Source organism: Microcoleus sp. BROC3 (genome assembly GCF_036702515.1).
In the GTDB taxonomy this organism is placed as follows: domain Bacteria; phylum Cyanobacteriota; class Cyanobacteriia; order Cyanobacteriales; family Microcoleaceae; genus Microcoleus.
This window is the reverse complement of record NZ_JAUBTQ010000002.1, coordinates 141,271-155,208: the sequence shown is the minus strand read 5'-3', so window position 1 is coordinate 155,208 and position 13,938 is coordinate 141,271. Positions and strand designations below refer to the sequence as shown.

The 13,938-nt window shown below is 44.2% G+C and carries 15 protein-coding genes; 4 read left to right on the top strand and 11 right to left on the bottom strand.

Annotation, left to right across the window (positions count from 1 at the left end):
* Window positions 1-17 precede the first annotated feature (17 nt).
* Window positions 18-797 (bottom strand): MBL fold metallo-hydrolase, encoded by a 780-nt coding sequence (locus QUB30_RS02020; RefSeq protein ID WP_333328304.1) that lies wholly within the window; start codon window positions 795-797, stop codon window positions 18-20.
* 183 nt (window positions 798-980) lie between these two features.
* Here QUB30_RS02020 and thiD point away from each other — a divergent pair, with 183 nt between their 5' ends.
* Window positions 981-1,823, top strand: a complete 843-nt coding sequence (gene thiD / locus QUB30_RS02015; protein ID WP_333328301.1) for a bifunctional hydroxymethylpyrimidine kinase/phosphomethylpyrimidine kinase — start codon at window positions 981-983, stop codon at window positions 1,821-1,823.
* Here thiD and dndE read toward each other — a convergent pair.
* On the bottom strand, window positions 1,820-2,221 hold the full coding sequence (gene dndE / locus QUB30_RS02010; protein ID WP_172191399.1) for a DNA sulfur modification protein DndE: 402 nt from the start codon (window positions 2,219-2,221) through the stop codon (window positions 1,820-1,822). The genes thiD and dndE overlap by 4 nt on opposite strands.
* A gap of 265 nt (window positions 2,222-2,486) precedes the next feature.
* On the bottom strand, window positions 2,487-4,484 hold the full coding sequence (dndD, locus tag QUB30_RS02005) for a DNA sulfur modification protein DndD (protein ID WP_333328298.1): 1,998 nt from the start codon (window positions 4,482-4,484) through the stop codon (window positions 2,487-2,489).
* Between the two features lie 67 nt (window positions 4,485-4,551).
* Here dndD and QUB30_RS02000 point away from each other — a divergent pair, with 67 nt between their 5' ends.
* Window positions 4,552-4,686 (top strand): hypothetical protein, encoded by a 135-nt coding sequence (locus tag QUB30_RS02000; RefSeq protein ID WP_333328295.1) that lies wholly within the window; start codon window positions 4,552-4,554, stop codon window positions 4,684-4,686.
* 49 nt (window positions 4,687-4,735) lie between these two features.
* On the opposite strand, the gene QUB30_RS01995 is transcribed toward QUB30_RS02000, so the two are convergent.
* Together QUB30_RS01995 and dndC are read right to left on the bottom strand one after the other, a co-directional pair.
* On the bottom strand, window positions 4,736-5,299 hold the full coding sequence (locus tag QUB30_RS01995; protein WP_333328292.1) for a GxxExxY protein: 564 nt from the start codon (window positions 5,297-5,299) through the stop codon (window positions 4,736-4,738).
* Between the two features lie 130 nt (window positions 5,300-5,429).
* Complete coding sequence (gene dndC / locus QUB30_RS01990; protein ID WP_333328289.1) at window positions 5,430-7,112, bottom strand: DNA phosphorothioation system sulfurtransferase DndC; 1,683 nt, start codon at window positions 7,110-7,112, stop codon at window positions 5,430-5,432.
* A 181-nt stretch (window positions 7,113-7,293) separates the two neighbouring features.
* Between dndC and QUB30_RS01985 the strand changes: the two genes are divergently transcribed.
* The gene (locus tag QUB30_RS01985; RefSeq protein WP_333328286.1) at window positions 7,294-8,469 is read left to right on the top strand and encodes a DNA sulfur modification protein DndB; all 1,176 of its coding nucleotides are present in this window, start codon (window positions 7,294-7,296) and stop codon (window positions 8,467-8,469) included.
* A gap of 16 nt (window positions 8,470-8,485) precedes the next feature.
* Here the strand turns inward: QUB30_RS01985 and dndB are convergent, their stop codons facing one another.
* The gene (gene dndB, locus QUB30_RS01980; RefSeq protein WP_333328283.1) at window positions 8,486-9,595 is read right to left on the bottom strand and encodes a DNA sulfur modification protein DndB; all 1,110 of its coding nucleotides are present in this window, start codon (window positions 9,593-9,595) and stop codon (window positions 8,486-8,488) included.
* Window positions 9,596-9,846: 251 nt separating this feature from the next.
* On the opposite strand from dndB, the gene QUB30_RS01975 reads away from it, so the two are divergent.
* The gene (locus QUB30_RS01975; RefSeq protein ID WP_333328280.1) at window positions 9,847-11,439 is read left to right on the top strand and encodes a DGQHR domain-containing protein; all 1,593 of its coding nucleotides are present in this window, start codon (window positions 9,847-9,849) and stop codon (window positions 11,437-11,439) included.
* A 62-nt stretch (window positions 11,440-11,501) separates the two neighbouring features.
* Here QUB30_RS01975 and QUB30_RS01970 read toward each other — a convergent pair whose 3' ends face one another.
* From QUB30_RS01970 to QUB30_RS01950, 5 genes are all read right to left on the bottom strand, one after another.
* The gene (locus QUB30_RS01970; protein ID WP_333077085.1) at window positions 11,502-11,717 is read right to left on the bottom strand and encodes a DUF6887 family protein; all 216 of its coding nucleotides are present in this window, start codon (window positions 11,715-11,717) and stop codon (window positions 11,502-11,504) included.
* Window positions 11,704-11,892 (bottom strand): DUF6888 family protein, encoded by a 189-nt coding sequence (locus QUB30_RS01965; protein WP_333077086.1) that lies wholly within the window; start codon window positions 11,890-11,892, stop codon window positions 11,704-11,706. Before QUB30_RS01965 ends, QUB30_RS01970 begins: the two co-directional genes overlap by 14 nt.
* Before the next feature lie 185 nt (window positions 11,893-12,077).
* On the bottom strand, window positions 12,078-12,356 hold the full coding sequence (locus QUB30_RS01960; protein WP_333328277.1) for a hypothetical protein: 279 nt from the start codon (window positions 12,354-12,356) through the stop codon (window positions 12,078-12,080).
* On the bottom strand, window positions 12,353-13,411 hold the full coding sequence (locus QUB30_RS01955; RefSeq protein ID WP_333328273.1) for an endonuclease/exonuclease/phosphatase family protein: 1,059 nt from the start codon (window positions 13,409-13,411) through the stop codon (window positions 12,353-12,355). Before QUB30_RS01955 ends, QUB30_RS01960 begins: the two co-directional genes overlap by 4 nt.
* A 10-nt stretch (window positions 13,412-13,421) precedes the next feature.
* Window positions 13,422-13,892, bottom strand: coding sequence for a DNA phosphorothioation-associated protein 4 (locus QUB30_RS01950; protein WP_333077092.1), 471 nt, complete (start codon window positions 13,890-13,892; stop codon window positions 13,422-13,424).
* Between the last annotated feature and the right edge of the window lie 46 nt (window positions 13,893-13,938).

Here is a 13,938-nt window from a genome sequence, read left to right as displayed (position 1 = left end):
TCTAAAAAATCGAAAATCTAAAATCGAAAATCTAAAATTTCTAGGGTTTGGCCTGGTTCGGGTTCGAGGAGTTGGGTGGAGAGTCCCGATTTTGCTAGTAAATCGCGAAATTCGGGGATGCTGCCGACCGATCGCACTAACATTGGTAAAATGCCTGTGGCTCGGATGTCTCCCGCCGCTGTAGGCAGGAAAAACCGAGGTTTGAGAGTTTGGGCGAGGCTGAGGGCTTCCGAAGGGCCGATGATCACTTGTCCGAGGAATGGGAAGATTTGACCGATGACTGGGGCGATCGCTACGTCTACTGTGTCTATTTTCTGTTTAACTTTGTCTAATGGCGGTAAGTGCGGTTCGTAATAAAGTGTCTCGCCGCTGCTTAAATCTTTGAGCAAGTAGCCGTTTTCTTCTTGTCCCGGCCCGATTTCGGCTCCGGGTACGGCGGTTATTTGTAACTTTTCTTTAAAATTTAACTCTTGCCAATTTGCTAAAGATGTGATATTGGTGTAGCCTAAACTGCTGAGGACTTTGGCGGCGGTGGGTGAGGCGATCGCGGGAATTGTGCGATCGAGCTGTTCGAGTGTTGGTCTGTGGCAGTGGTCGTCTAATCCTTGGGAAATTACGATGAGGTCGATCGGCGGTAAGGTGCTGGGAGTGAAGGCGACGGGCGTGTTGTGGTAGGCGGTGAACAGCCAGGGTTGACCGTAAAATACGAGGGGATCGACCAGCCAGGGATCGACGAGGATGGTTTGGCCTGCGATGTGGAAGATCCAAGAGTTGAGGTCGATTCGGGTGATTTTCACAGTTGTTTGCAATAATTCTTTACAATTGGTTTAATCATAGCTAATTTTGTTTGGGAATTTTAACCGTTTCGGAAGCACAGGCGGGACGCCCGTGCCACGGGGAAGCACAGGCGGGACGCCCGTGCCACAGATATGATGGGATGTGTTTGGGGAAAGTTTGCGTTTATCTGCGGTTGAAAAAAGATGATTAAATCGAAGATTCCTGTGGCTTTGACTGTGGCTGGTTCCGATAGCGGTGGCGGGGCCGGAATTCAGGCGGATTTGCGGACTTTTGCGTTTCACTGCGTGCACGGTACGAGTGCTTTGACTTGCGTGACGGCTCAAAATACTTTGGGTGTGACGCGGGTTGATGCTTTGTCTCCGGAGGCTGTGGCGGCTCAAATTGAGGCGGTGGTTGGTGATATTGGGGTGGATGCTGTGAAGACTGGGATGCTGTTGAACCTGGAAATTATGGCGGCGGTGGCTTCACAGGTTGAGGCTTTGGGAATCAGGAATTTGGTTGTCGATCCGGTGATGGTTTCACGATCGGGCGATCGATTGATTGATGAGGGGGCGATCGCATTTTTGCAGGATGTTTTGATTCCAATGGCTGCTGTCGTGACTCCGAATCGGTTTGAGGCTCAGATTTTGAGCGGTTTGGAGATTGTTTCTCTAGACGATATGCGATCGGCGGCGCAGCAGATTTACCGTTTGGGTGCGAAAGCTGTTTTGGTGAAAGGCGGCGGGATGAATGGGGATTTGCGGGGAATTGATGTTTGGTTTGATGGTGCGCGGTTGGATGTGTTGAAGACTGAGAATGTTGATACTGGGAATACTCACGGGACTGGGTGTACTTTGAGTGCTGCGATCGCAGCTAATTTGGCTTTGGGGAAAGATTTGTTTACGGCGGTGACATTGGCTAAGGATTATGTTACTACTGCTCTCAAATATGCTTTAGATATTGGGGAAGGTCAAGGGCCAGTAGGTCATTTTTTCCCGCTGTTGAAGGAAGAAGAAAGAAGGGGCAAGAAGTCAACAGTCAGTTAATTTCTTAATTTCTCTGGCGATAAAGCGATCGCTACCAAGTCTTCAATTTTCTTAATATTCGGATCGCCAGCTAAATAGCCAATACCTCGGTGCAAGTGCAGGCGAAACTGTTTAGCTAGAGTTTCTTTTTCTGTGCCTAAATTGTCTTGGTGACACCGCTGCTTGAGGGCAATTATCAGGATATCGGCCATGTCGCCGCCGAAGACATCCCAGCTTAATTCGACGTTGCTGTCGCTGGGAATTGGTACTGGCGATGGGATGCTGGGCTCGGCGAGCGATCTGCAAAATCCCCACCTGCATAAAATATTCCACTGATCGATTTTGGTCGATCGTTTCAGTTTGGATAGTTGGTCTTTGCCTGTTTGGGAGAGGCGGATGCGATCGAGTGGTGGTTCCATGAGTTTAAGATTGTTTGGTATATTGTAAAAAGTGTTAATATTGGGGAAGCAAAGCCTCTATCTAACGAGAAATAATTAACATTTTTTTACACGGCGCGACTTGATAAAAAGGTTGTTTTTTGGTATTTTGATTGTAGTAGGATTTATCCTTAATAATGGGATGGTGGCAAAAATAAAATTTTCGCCACCATCCCATTATGCTATATATACTACCGCAACCCTAGGGCAAAGTCAAGAGGTTGCGGCTATTTTTTAGGGCGAATTTTTATTCCCAGAAGTAACCTTTTTCGACGGTGGTTTGGTGTTTTGCGGAGTCGTATTTGAGGAGGTAGCTGTGGGCGATCGCCTCTAATTCTTGGAGTTTTTCGTATTCTACTTTGCTAATTTCCGTGTCGGTAGAAAGCAGGATGACTTGGTGGCTGGCCGAGGGGAAATAGCGTTCGACTAGGTTGTTTCTGTGGGAGGAGTCGAGGCGGCCCAAGGGAGTGTCGATCGCCACTGGCAATTGTCTCCCGGATACTCTCGCCAATCCCCACAAAAAGGCGATCGCCAGCAATTGTTTTTCCCCGGCTGAAAGTCGGTGTTTGGGTACCGGTTTGCCTTCTGGATCGTAAATGGAGAGGCTAAATGTTTGAGTGTCGATCGCAACTCTGTGCACGAGGTCGGTTTTGTGCAACAGGTAGCGGAAACAGTCGGTAATTTCTATTTCGAGTTTGTTGAGTTTTTTGAGAGTTAGTTTTTCTTTAAAGAGTTTCAGGGTAGCTTGGGCTTTGGCGATCGAAGCGATGACGTGTTGGCTGTTTCTGATGGTGATGTATTCGCTGCTGTAGTTTTCTAGTTCTTTTTGGTTTTTGGCTAATTCTTTCTCTAATTCATCGACGCGGCGGTTGGCTGATTCCAAGGCTGCGGCTGCGATAGCGACTGCTTTTTGGGCTTTCCTGACTTCTTCTTCTAGTTTTTCGTAGGCTTCGGGGGAAGCTGCGGCTGCTAGTTGTCTGTCTGTAAAGTCGATTTCTGCTTCGATGCTTTTGATTTCTTCTATTTGGTCGCCTGCTAGAATTTGCTGGGCTTTGATTTGGTAGCTAAGGAGGTTTTCTAGTTGCTGGATGCTGTTGCTGTCGGCGTTCATCCAGGGCGGGGCGTCTGTTCCGGCTTGCTGTTCGAGTTCTTGGTTTTCTTGGCGGATGAAGTCTTGAATTTTATCTAGCTGTTGGGGATCTAACGAGATTCCCGCGATATAGTTGAGAAGGCGATCGCTTCTTTGTTTGATAACATTTTGGGCAATCTTTGCTTGCTGCTGGCTGGCTTCTGTTTCTGCTTGATTTTTTGCTTCACTTAGCAAGGGAGAAATTAAGGCTAGCGGTAGTGTATTTGATGCCAATTCCATCATGGCTTTACGGGTTTTGTCTGCCTTATTTCTGTAGTCGTTTAGCTTGCTGTCTAGCTGACTGCGATCGGCGGCAATTTTCCCGCCTTCATAGATAAACTTTTCTGATGCTTGTTGCTGATTTTTTTGAGCTTTATCTAATTCGTTTTTAAAGCTGGCTTGTTCTTGCTTAGCTGAGTCTATTTCATCAGTAATTTTCTTAAAAGTTTGTTCGATTTTCTCTAAAGCAGCCAAGTCTTTTTTGCCAGCAATTTCTTTCCGCTTGCGACCGGCTAATATTTCTAAATCGACGGCGAGGCGTTCTGCTAATTCTAAACCTAAAAGAGATTTAATCGCCCCGACGACAAACTCCGGCGGTGTTTCGAGTTCGGCGAGTTCTTTTACTTGTTCGCCGTCAAACAAAAATAGATTGGATATTCCGACGGGCAAAAGGGTTTCGATGTATTCGTCCCAAGTGTTAGTAATCGCTTTGTCCGACCACCAATCGCTGACAATTTCGCTGTATATGAGAATGCTTAAGTTCTCTTTTATTTCTGGTTTTTTCCAGTATCTAACTATTTTGAATTGAGCTAATTTGTCGTCTTGGACTTGTTCAAATGTTAGTTCGACGCGGGTATCTTCTAATGGGGGAGTGTGGCGGTTGACGCATTGATTGAGAAAGTCGCTGTAGCTTAAATTGCCTCTGGTGGAACATTGGGCGCGGCCACCGTAGAGGGCGAGGCGAATGGCGTCCATGAGGGTGGTTTTGCCGCCGCCATTCATGCCGCCAAATAAAATGACTGGGCAGGGATTTCCGCCTTTTTCGGGGCGGAGATTGATGGTTTGGGTGCCTGCATAGGGGCCGAAGTTTTTGAGAACGAGTTCGAGGAATTGCATTGTAGATATAGATTTTGTTGGTTGGTGGGGGGGCGGTTAGCAACGGATTTGGTAGCGGATTTAACGGATGGGTGGTTGGTGGGGGGCGGTTAGCAGCGGATTTAACGGATGGGTGGTTGGTGGGGGGGCGGTTAACAGCGGATTTAACGGATGGGTGGTTGGTGGGGGGCGATTAGCAGCGGATTTGGTAATCACCCACTAATCATCCGTTACATCCGTTACAAAATCCGTTGCTAACCGTCCCCCCCTTGCTACCAATCAATCACATCGTTTGAATCTTCCTCCTGGTTCTGGGGCCTAATGCTGGGAGGTAAGGGGAGTTCCGCATCTGTTTCTTCATAGGTTCCTGAACTTCCTCTTGTCCAACCCCTGCCACTTGTTTTCGGCGTCCACAAGTATGGTTGAATGTGTTTCTGCCAACCTTGTACAGATTTTGGTGGGAGGATGCGGTGATATTCTAATTTGCTGCGTCCAAAGTTTATAAATAAACCTACTTGCGCTCCTGTAGCTGCTACGTAAGCTATTATTTGAGCTTTATCTTTATCGGTCATTGGATAATTTACGGCTTTATCCTCTACTACAATACCTTGATTCACCCAATGGTCTAGATAGAGGATTCCCATCCAAACTTCACCGTCGTAAATTTGTCGGGGATACTCCATTTCTGTTGTTAAACCGGATTCTATCATTTCTGCATCAAATGCTCTTTGGTAATGTTTTTCTCTTAAACCTTTTTGCGTCCTCCGGTGTACTCTCATTGCACAGCCGATGATGCTGTATGTAATATCCTGATGGGGAATATTAGGATTAATCATGGTCGTAAAAATTTTGTAATTTAAACGATGAGGGTTGGGTAATAATGAGGTTAGTTGACAGCCTATTGTATCCGAGCGCTCGGCGGGGTGGCTGTCAACAAGTTTGGGTTTAACCGCAGGCTAGCGCGTGCTAATTGCTAGGTTTTTCCTCTCCTGAATTTGGCGGTGAAAATTTGATGTCTGCCCAAGATAGCTGTCTGCTTTGATTGCTATTGCTTTCGAGTTCTTCTTTAAGTTTGGCAATATCAACGGTATCGTTTTTGGCGGAACTGTTGGTTTGGGCGATCGCATCTTTGAATTGCTGAATTTTTTCCGTCGGATTTGCTTTAACAGCTTCCAGGGCTGTTTTTAAGTTGCGTTGATAGTGGGCGTTGCCTATCGCTTCTTTTTCCGATCGCGAACTGGTTTCAAAGCATTTGTCCAAATCGCCGTAAATGCCTGTACGGCGGGATTTCGTGTAGTATTGGCGTTCTGTATCAAGGAGTTTTGCCATCAATTCGAGGTGCATTTTGTCCTCGCTGCAAATCTCTTCGAGCACAGTCCATTCATCGCTACCTAGGAGTTTTCTTTCAGCGGTGGGGCGGGAATCTTCAAAAGGTTCGCCCGTGACTTCTTCGTAAATCCGGGGCAAACTGTCGTCGAATTCGTGTCTTTCTTCTAGCCAAATACGCCGGATTTCGCTCAGCTCTTCCGGGGAAATTAAGGTGATATCTCGCATTTCTTCTGGTGCTTTAGAACGAATTTCGGTTTGAACAGAAAGAAGTCTCCTCAGTAAATCATCACGCGCTTCTTTACTATAGGGGCCTGGAATAGGCTCAATAGATTTTTCACCCTCTAAATTGCGTTCATAGAGTTGGACATTGCCATTACGTCGCCTAAAGTCACGTCGATCGCGACTATCTTCAACATCCAATTCCACACGGAAATCTAGTAGAGGTTGCAACCACTCTTTTTCTTCATCATTTTGAATCATCGCTGTTAGCGATTTATCCTGACTAACCATTGTACACACCCAGCACCCAAAACGAGAACTACCACAGCTAGGGGTAGAAGTATCGACAACTAGGGGACATTCATTATCAGCACTCGCACCCCGGTACATAGCGAACAAATCTTTGTTGCTGTATCCCCAAGGATTGTCCCACTGCATCAGATAAAGCCAAACTTCATCATCACGCCAGTCTTCAATAGGGCTATAAACCAGAGAGTTCGGTAAGTTCATATTGGGGCTTAGGCGCTCCCGCACCCGTCGGGCTTCCATTTTTTTCATCCTATGAGCGCGCTTTGTGCTTTCAGCTTTACGAGTCCCTAATACAAGTATTGTTTCCCCGCTAGTTCGGATAATATTACGAATAAAACGGTTAGATGGAGAAATTTTTAGGCGATCGGTACACCAGCGAAACTTACCTCTGGGTGCTGGGTATCCTTTGCCAATCAAACCTACCCAAAAAGTATCTGTCCACTCTGGTTGTAACACATGAGTATTTATGGGCATTTCTTGTTCTGCGGCTGCCAGATTCATTTGCTTAATAGACTTACGAACCCATGCAGATACGATGGGGTTTTCTACTAGAGTGTCTGTTGTAATAACCTCAATTTTTTTTATACGTTTTTCCTGTGGAATCTTAGCAATTGCATTCCAAATTAGCTGTACTACTGCCGTCGAATCTTTTCCCCCACTATATCCAATTACCCAAGGGATATCGTCAAGACAATATAACTCTTGGATTTCCTCCGTTAGCAATTCTATGTCTTCTATTAATTCGGTAACGGTGCGAGTTGGAAATAATGAGATCTGTTGAGTTTGTATCATGGTGGAAATGTTTGATTGTCACTCTTAAAACTATATGATACAATATAATCCTCTCCAATGCTTTACAAGATTTTATTTTTTTGATTTATTGTTTGCCTCTTGGCAAAATACTATCCGTGATGGGTTTACACCTCTATTGTTTTTGATGTATAATTATTTTACAAATGTTTGATAAAATTATATGTCTGACAATAACCCTCCTCAGTCCGATAGAGCTCCGCGAATTGATGAGTTACTTGCTCCTTACTTCGCCAAGTACCACCGTGAGAATTGCTATCCAGGCCTAATTTTCCAGCAGGGAAAGCGGAAAATGGTGCAAATAAATATCCCGCCTAATGACTTACCTACCCTCCTCCAAGCAAGACCCTCAACTGGGAATGATCCTGATTCTGGTAAAAATCGTCCAGAGGTAAAGGGTCATGCTGAGGAAATAAAACAATATATTCTTAAACGCGCCAGAAATGATCAACCCTGGATTTTGGGGACACTGACAGCAAATGTCCCTCCTCAAAAAATTGAAATTATAGAATTAGGTCGGGGGATTTGTCTAGTAGTTATTCCTCGTGGCGTTAAGTTAGATATTACTGATGGACAGCATCGCAAGCGCGCTATTCACGAGCTAATTGAAAGTGCTGAAGGCGAGTTAATTGGTGATAATGATTTCCCGATTACGCTGGTTTTAGAGGAAGACTTTAACCAGTGTCAGACGGATTTTAGAGATATGGCGCAGACAAGACAACTGGATAAATCATTACTTTTGTCATTCGGTGAGTTTGAAGGTCGAGTTGGAATTACCAAAAGCTTACTTGAAAAAGTAGCAATGTTTTATAAAAAGACCGATAAAATTAAATCGACTCCCGACAGTAAAAGGAATTTGATATATACAACTAATTACATAGCAAGAGCCGTAAGTTGTGCGTTTACTGACGATCCAAGTGATGAACTTAAAAATTATGACGTTGCGGAAGCATCAGAGACTTTGGGTAGATGTCTTAATAATTTTTTCTCCGAATGTAGTCATACGAGACATATTTCTGAAACAAGTGTTGAAGAATTGAGAAGTCAAGATGTTGAGAAATTTAAAGACTACTGTATCTTGGGTAGAAGCGTAGGACTAGAAATTTTAGGTCGGTTGCTATACTGTACTTATGACAGAGATAGCAGCCAAGATTTTGAAACAGAAAGAGTGCTGCAACTAGCTCAATTGGATTGGTCTAGAAAAAGCCATCTTTGGGAGGGAAATGTAGTTTTGTATAATTCCACCCCTACCAATAATAAATCCTACAAAATCTCATCAAATGCCAGTAGTGTAAAAGTAGCAGTCAGCAAAGTCAAAGCCCATCTAGAATGGACTTAAGCAATATTATCAGCCCTCATCTGCGTGCATCTGCGGTTTCCAAACCCAACCGCTTTTTCAAATAATCAGTCATCCAACTAACACTCGCCCTCGACTTAGAAATCCCCCCTTTCAACAAAATCCCATTCTCCCAATCAGGATTAGAAATCGACCAATCAACCTGCTGCAAAAGGCTCAAATGTTCCTCCCAACTCTCAGGAAAAACCGATCGCAAAGCCGCCCCAACTTCCCCCAAACTCTCAAGCACAACACTGTGACAGTGCACGCAATCCCGGCGCATTTCCCCCGCCGCCACTTGCTTGTGCAGAACTAATTGCCAATCAGGAATAAAATTGCTAACTGCATTCCAATAACTAACCGCCAGTTGTATTTTTTGAGCGAGTTCTTCCTCTTTCTGTTCTTTTTTGGTGCGAGAACCAGAGGGTTTTGCCTGTTCGCTGCCGTGAATATTAGATAGCAAAGCCATAATAGCACGATCGATCGCACTCAGCGCAAACAACTTGTGCGATCGCCCGTTCAAACTCCCCCTCTCCATCTCAGTCAAACACCGGAAAACCTCAACCTGCTTAACAACCGCCTTCACCACAAAAGGGCGATCGTCCCGGTGGTTGTAAAGTAGACTGAGTGACCCCTCCAAAGGAACTTGAAAATTATTCAAATCAGCAAACACCTGCTGCGATTTTTCCAACCCAACATCGAGAAACAAAATCAGCGCCACCGTCTCATATCCCAACTGCGGATTTTCCCTCAAAGCCATCTCAAAAGCCGCCCGGCGATGCTGTCCGTCATTAATAGTAAACTTAGCATCCATCGGCACCCGCAAGCGACCGATTTTCCTTTCCTCTGCCTCATTTCCCACTGCTTCAAAAGTAATATCCGCATCAATCGAAGCAGCAATAGCCCCACAAGTGTAATTTGTAGGATTCTTAACAAAATAATCAGCAATTTCAGGAATCCTAGCTTTGTTAAGCGCGCGTTTCGCCCGCATAGATGGCGGCAAATCTTCAGATTCAAAGGGAAACAATTTCGGCAAAAAACGCACCGGACACATCGACACGTAATATTCGCGACCCGCTTGAATTCCCCGGATTACCGGCAAAATGTATTCAAAAGAAGGAATAGACATATTTTAGAATGGGGCATTGGGAATGGGGCATTGGGGATGGGGAATGGGGCATGGGGCATGGGGCATGGGGCATTGGGCATTGGGCATTGGGCATTAATAGCTATTGACTTTTTGCAAATTTTATGGTATTCAGGTGGGCTATTAGGGCATAACTTAAGTATTTCACAATGTTTTTTTAAAAACAAGTGTTGACAAAAACTTTAATATATGATATTTTTTAAAAAAATAGCATTTTTATATAAAAACCGCCGATGACAACCAACCCAGCGGATGACCTCGCTAGCAAAATTTTAGAAAAAGAAAATAGCGACAGACAAGAAATCGCACTTTTATTAGATAATTATTTAGGAAAAGACGATCGCATTTTCGTACAAAAAACCCAGATGGGAAACAGCGAAGCATACATCGGTTCAGTCACCCTAGAATGGTTAGACTCTCGCGTCCGTTTCGCCTCCCAAATGCCGCTTTTCCGCCAAAAATTCGACCTCCAAACCAACAACATCGTCCGCGACGACGAAACCATTGACGAAATTATCCAGCGTCCCTTAGATTGGTCGCGCCAAGCCACCCTAACTCAATATTTAGCAGCCCGAAAATCGCACAAATTCCCCGCAGTTTTAGTAGTCGTCAGTCCCCCCTGGGTAGACAATCCTCTAGCTGAGGAATGGGATAAAAATGGCGTAGCAACCAAATCCGCCACTGAATTTACATCCTTTGATAAAAACGAGAACTTAGGGCTTTTGAATGTTTCTAAAGAAGTCTCAATTTTTGCCTTAGACGGCCAGCATCGGCTGATGGGAGTTCAAGGTTTAATGAGTTTAATTAAAACCGGAATCCTGCAAAGATACAACAAAAATAAAAAACCTGTCGGCGCTGCAATTACTCTGGAAGATTTAGCAGAAGAGTATCAAATCGACCCGGAAACAGTGTATAAATTAGCTCACGAAAAAATCGGAATTGAGTTTATTCCGGCGGCGGTAGCGGGGGAAACGCGACAGCAAGCACAACGGCGCGTGCGATCGATCTTTGTGCACGTTAACCTAATGGCGGTAACGCTGAGTCAGGGCCAGCTAGCATTATTGAACGAGGACAACGGATTTGCGATCGCAGCCCGAAAAATTGCCGTCACCCATCCCTTATTAAAAGAACAAGATGACAGAAACCCCCGCGTCAATTGGGACAGCGCCACAGTCGCAGCAAAATCAACTGTCTTAACCACATTGCAAGCGCTGCAAGATATGTCCGAACGGTATTTAGAATACAAATTCCCTCATTGGAAGCCGGAACGAAAAGGTTTAATTCCCATGCGTCCCGAAGATGAAGAACTGAAAGAGGGAATTGAGGAGTTTAAAAAATTGTTCGATCATTTAGCAACTTTGCCCAGCTATCAAAGAATTGAAAGCGGCGAAGAAACGGCTGAATTGCGCCGATTTAGTTTTGAAAAGCCTGGGGGCGAGGGAAATATTTTGTTCCGTCCAGTCGGTCAAGTTGCTTTAGCTAATGCTTTGGGAATTCTAGTATTTAGGAAGAAACTTTCCCTGAAATCTATTTTCGACAAACTCCGCAGATTCGATGTCGATGAAGGATTTAGCCACATGGACAATCCTGAGTCTCCGTGGTACGGGATTTTGTACGATCCGAACAAAAAGCGAGTGCTAGTTTCTGGAAAGGAGTTAGCAACGAAGTTAATTGTATATTTGGTAGGGGGAATTCAGGACGATATGGAGCGAGCTCATTTGCGGCAAGCGGTAGCGGAAGCGAGAACTTTTGAGGATAAAGCTATTAGTTTTAATGGCAGGTTTGTGCCACCGCAAGAGGTAGGATTGCCGCCAGTGCTTAGCTAAGTTTTTCTTGGATCGAGTATGATGAAATACAGGATACGGCAGTGCCGTATCCCTAGCTTCATTCAAGTGCTGCGATTTCTTGTCGCTTCTAACTTGCGGCGAATTGCGGCTTGAACTTTCTCATCAAAATCTGGATCGCCGGGACTTGCAATAATCCTCAGCGGATGCTGATTGATTCTGTCTAAGTACGCCTGAAAAGCGGCTCGATTTCCACGATGTTTAAGAAAATACTGTTTCAATTCAGTATTCGACATGGCGTTATAGTTAACTTGGCTCATCAGCAAATTCCCCATTGGGTAAAATTTGGAACTCAAGCTCTTCATCGTACCCAGCCAATATGTATACATTACGAGTGCGATCGTCAACACAAATCAGATGTATAGGCTGAAGCATCGTGTAGGTCAGTTGATAACTGATGCGATATAAACTCTCTAGCTGGGCAGCAGTAGGCATTTGTCAATCACTCAACCTAATACTTATTTTAACATAGAGCTCAAAGAAAGTTGTATATTTATATTATCACTTTTAGCAATTTTAGTCGCTAGAACAATACTACAGATCCCGCTCGCAGCCAAGTTTACCTTCCCATTTAGATAGCTTGATATTGATCTGCAAACAGAACCTGGATGCTGGGTGGTTCAGACATCAATACCATCCCAAAGTTCTGGGAGCGGGTGAACTTTGCCGTCTTCTACTTCCTGAAGCGCAATCCGGAGGCTGTTGAGGATCTCTTCTTTAGATAGCTCCTCTTCGTCTTCTTGAAATAGTTGATCCAGGGATGACAAAATCAGGGTTTCGAGCGGCAAGTTGAGTTCGCTAGCTTTCTGAAGAAGCTGCTGTTCTAAGTGATCGGGGATGGTGAGGGTAATTTGCATGGGGTTTGCCTCTGGCTTTAAATAGTATAGGCCAATTCTCACAATCTGGCTTCCTTTAACAAAATAAGTTCTGCTCCTACAGGCAAATGATCGGACTCCGTTGCCTCCAAAACCGAACTCGATTTAGCACCCCAATGCTTGGAATACCAAATATAATCAATCCGGAAAACGGGATAATTTAATCTCCAATTCGACCTTTTTACCAAGAATTTAAGTTCCCAACCGCGAGGCCAGGTAAAACCAAACCCAAACCCAGATTTTCGGAAAGAATCTTGCATGACTTTCTGCACCCTGTCATAGTCTTGGGTTTCGTCTGTCATATTAAAATCGCCCGCGACAATTACTGGGAGAGTTTCTCGCTCAACTCGCTGTACTAAGTCTTGAATTTCAGGCGAACGTTTGTCATATTTGTAAACGGGAATTTTGAGAAAACGCCATTTTTTAGAGAGTTTCAACCACGGCCCGGTAGCTTGCATATTATAAATCACTACTTCTTGTTCGTTAAATTTAATAATGACCCGCTGCTGCGTTTCTGGATGGCCGGCTAAGTGCAGTATTTCGCTCGATACAATCGGATATTTACTGAGAATCCCTACAGGGGGAGTGCCAATTTGATAGGGGTAGTCTGCTTTTAACCAGGTGAAAGCTCTTTCGGTATGTTTCCTAACGATTTCTTGTAAAAATATAATATCGGGTTTTTGCTGGTCAATCAGCTTAAATAAAGTAGGTGACTGAGTTTTATGCCAACTGAGGTTATGGGATAAAATTTTGATGCTGGGCTGCGAATTTGTGATGTTGATGGGTCCGGGAGAAAAGTATTTGACGTGCAGCCAACTTATTAGAAGAAAGCAGGCGATCGCAGAAATAACAGTGAAGCATCTTTTTTTGATGATTAACAATCCGATGAGGGGAAGCAGGAAAGTAGGGAAGAAAATTAAGGGGCTAAAAGTGCTAATTAAGGCAAGAATTCCTATTCTATCCCAAAAGATTAGTTTGAGAATGAAATAGCAGATAATAAATGCTGAGTAACTGTAAGCAAGAAATTTTGCAGATTTCTGTAAGCATCTCTTGATTATATTTTTTGGGATGTGCTTCATTGAAAACCTATTAAAATAAGAACTTGCTTAAATCGAATTCTTCATTTGACCGATGTTGGTTGTCTCTTTCTGAAATCAAAACCAACAAAAGGCGATCGGTATAATCCGCCGCACCCCGCAACTCTTCGCGCAAAATTTCCAGTCCCCCATTAGCATATTCTTCAAAAATTTGCAAGCGTTCTGCTTCCAATTTTTCGTCGAGATGGGAGAGAATTTGAGGATTTTTGGTTTCGGCGATCGCAATTAACTTAATCGCCATATCGTAACCCCTGGATACAAAGATATCAACATCTATCGCCCCCGGTTCTCGTTTAGAAATTTCCCCTAAAGGCGATCGTTTTTTCCGCTGATTTCCCAAGGATGCGGCGAAAGCGATGACATCGGCGTAAGTCTGAAATGGCGCGGAGTTGTTATCCGATAAAGTTAAGGATTTGACTAACTCGGCTTTATCTTTAGCAATTCTAATTTTGTTAGCAGCCATTGGGATTAATATGTAATTTTTAACTGAGTAATTTGATTGATAGAGT

Excerpts from the sequence above, each read along its gene's own strand:
- dndE (WP_172191399.1), bottom strand. The coding sequence starts at position 2,221 with ATGGAACCACCACTCGATCGCATCCGCCTCTCCCAAACAGGCAAAGAC.
- QUB30_RS01985 (WP_333328286.1), top strand. The coding sequence starts at position 7,294 with ATGTCTGACAATAACCCTCCTCAGTCCGATAGAGCTCCGCGAATTGAT.
- QUB30_RS01970 (WP_333077085.1), bottom strand. The coding sequence starts at position 11,717 with ATGAGCCAAGTTAACTATAACGCCATGTCGAATACTGAATTGAAACAG.
- QUB30_RS01975 (WP_333328280.1), top strand. The coding sequence starts at position 9,847 with ATGACAACCAACCCAGCGGATGACCTCGCTAGCAAAATTTTAGAAAAA.
- QUB30_RS01995 (WP_333328292.1), bottom strand. The coding sequence starts at position 5,299 with ATGATTAATCCTAATATTCCCCATCAGGATATTACATACAGCATCATC.
- QUB30_RS02000 (WP_333328295.1), top strand. The coding sequence starts at position 4,552 with ATGGGTGGTTGGTGGGGGGCGGTTAGCAGCGGATTTAACGGATGGGTG.
- dndB (WP_333328283.1), bottom strand. The coding sequence starts at position 9,595 with ATGTCTATTCCTTCTTTTGAATACATTTTGCCGGTAATCCGGGGAATT.
- thiD (WP_333328301.1), top strand. The coding sequence starts at position 981 with ATGATTAAATCGAAGATTCCTGTGGCTTTGACTGTGGCTGGTTCCGAT.
- dndD (WP_333328298.1), bottom strand. The coding sequence starts at position 4,484 with ATGCAATTCCTCGAACTCGTTCTCAAAAACTTCGGCCCCTATGCAGGC.
- dndC (WP_333328289.1), bottom strand. The coding sequence starts at position 7,112 with ATGATACAAACTCAACAGATCTCATTATTTCCAACTCGCACCGTTACC.
- QUB30_RS01950 (WP_333077092.1), bottom strand. The coding sequence starts at position 13,892 with ATGGCTGCTAACAAAATTAGAATTGCTAAAGATAAAGCCGAGTTAGTC.
- QUB30_RS01955 (WP_333328273.1), bottom strand. The coding sequence starts at position 13,411 with ATGAAGCACATCCCAAAAAATATAATCAAGAGATGCTTACAGAAATCT.
- QUB30_RS01965 (WP_333077086.1), bottom strand. The coding sequence starts at position 11,892 with ATGCCTACTGCTGCCCAGCTAGAGAGTTTATATCGCATCAGTTATCAA.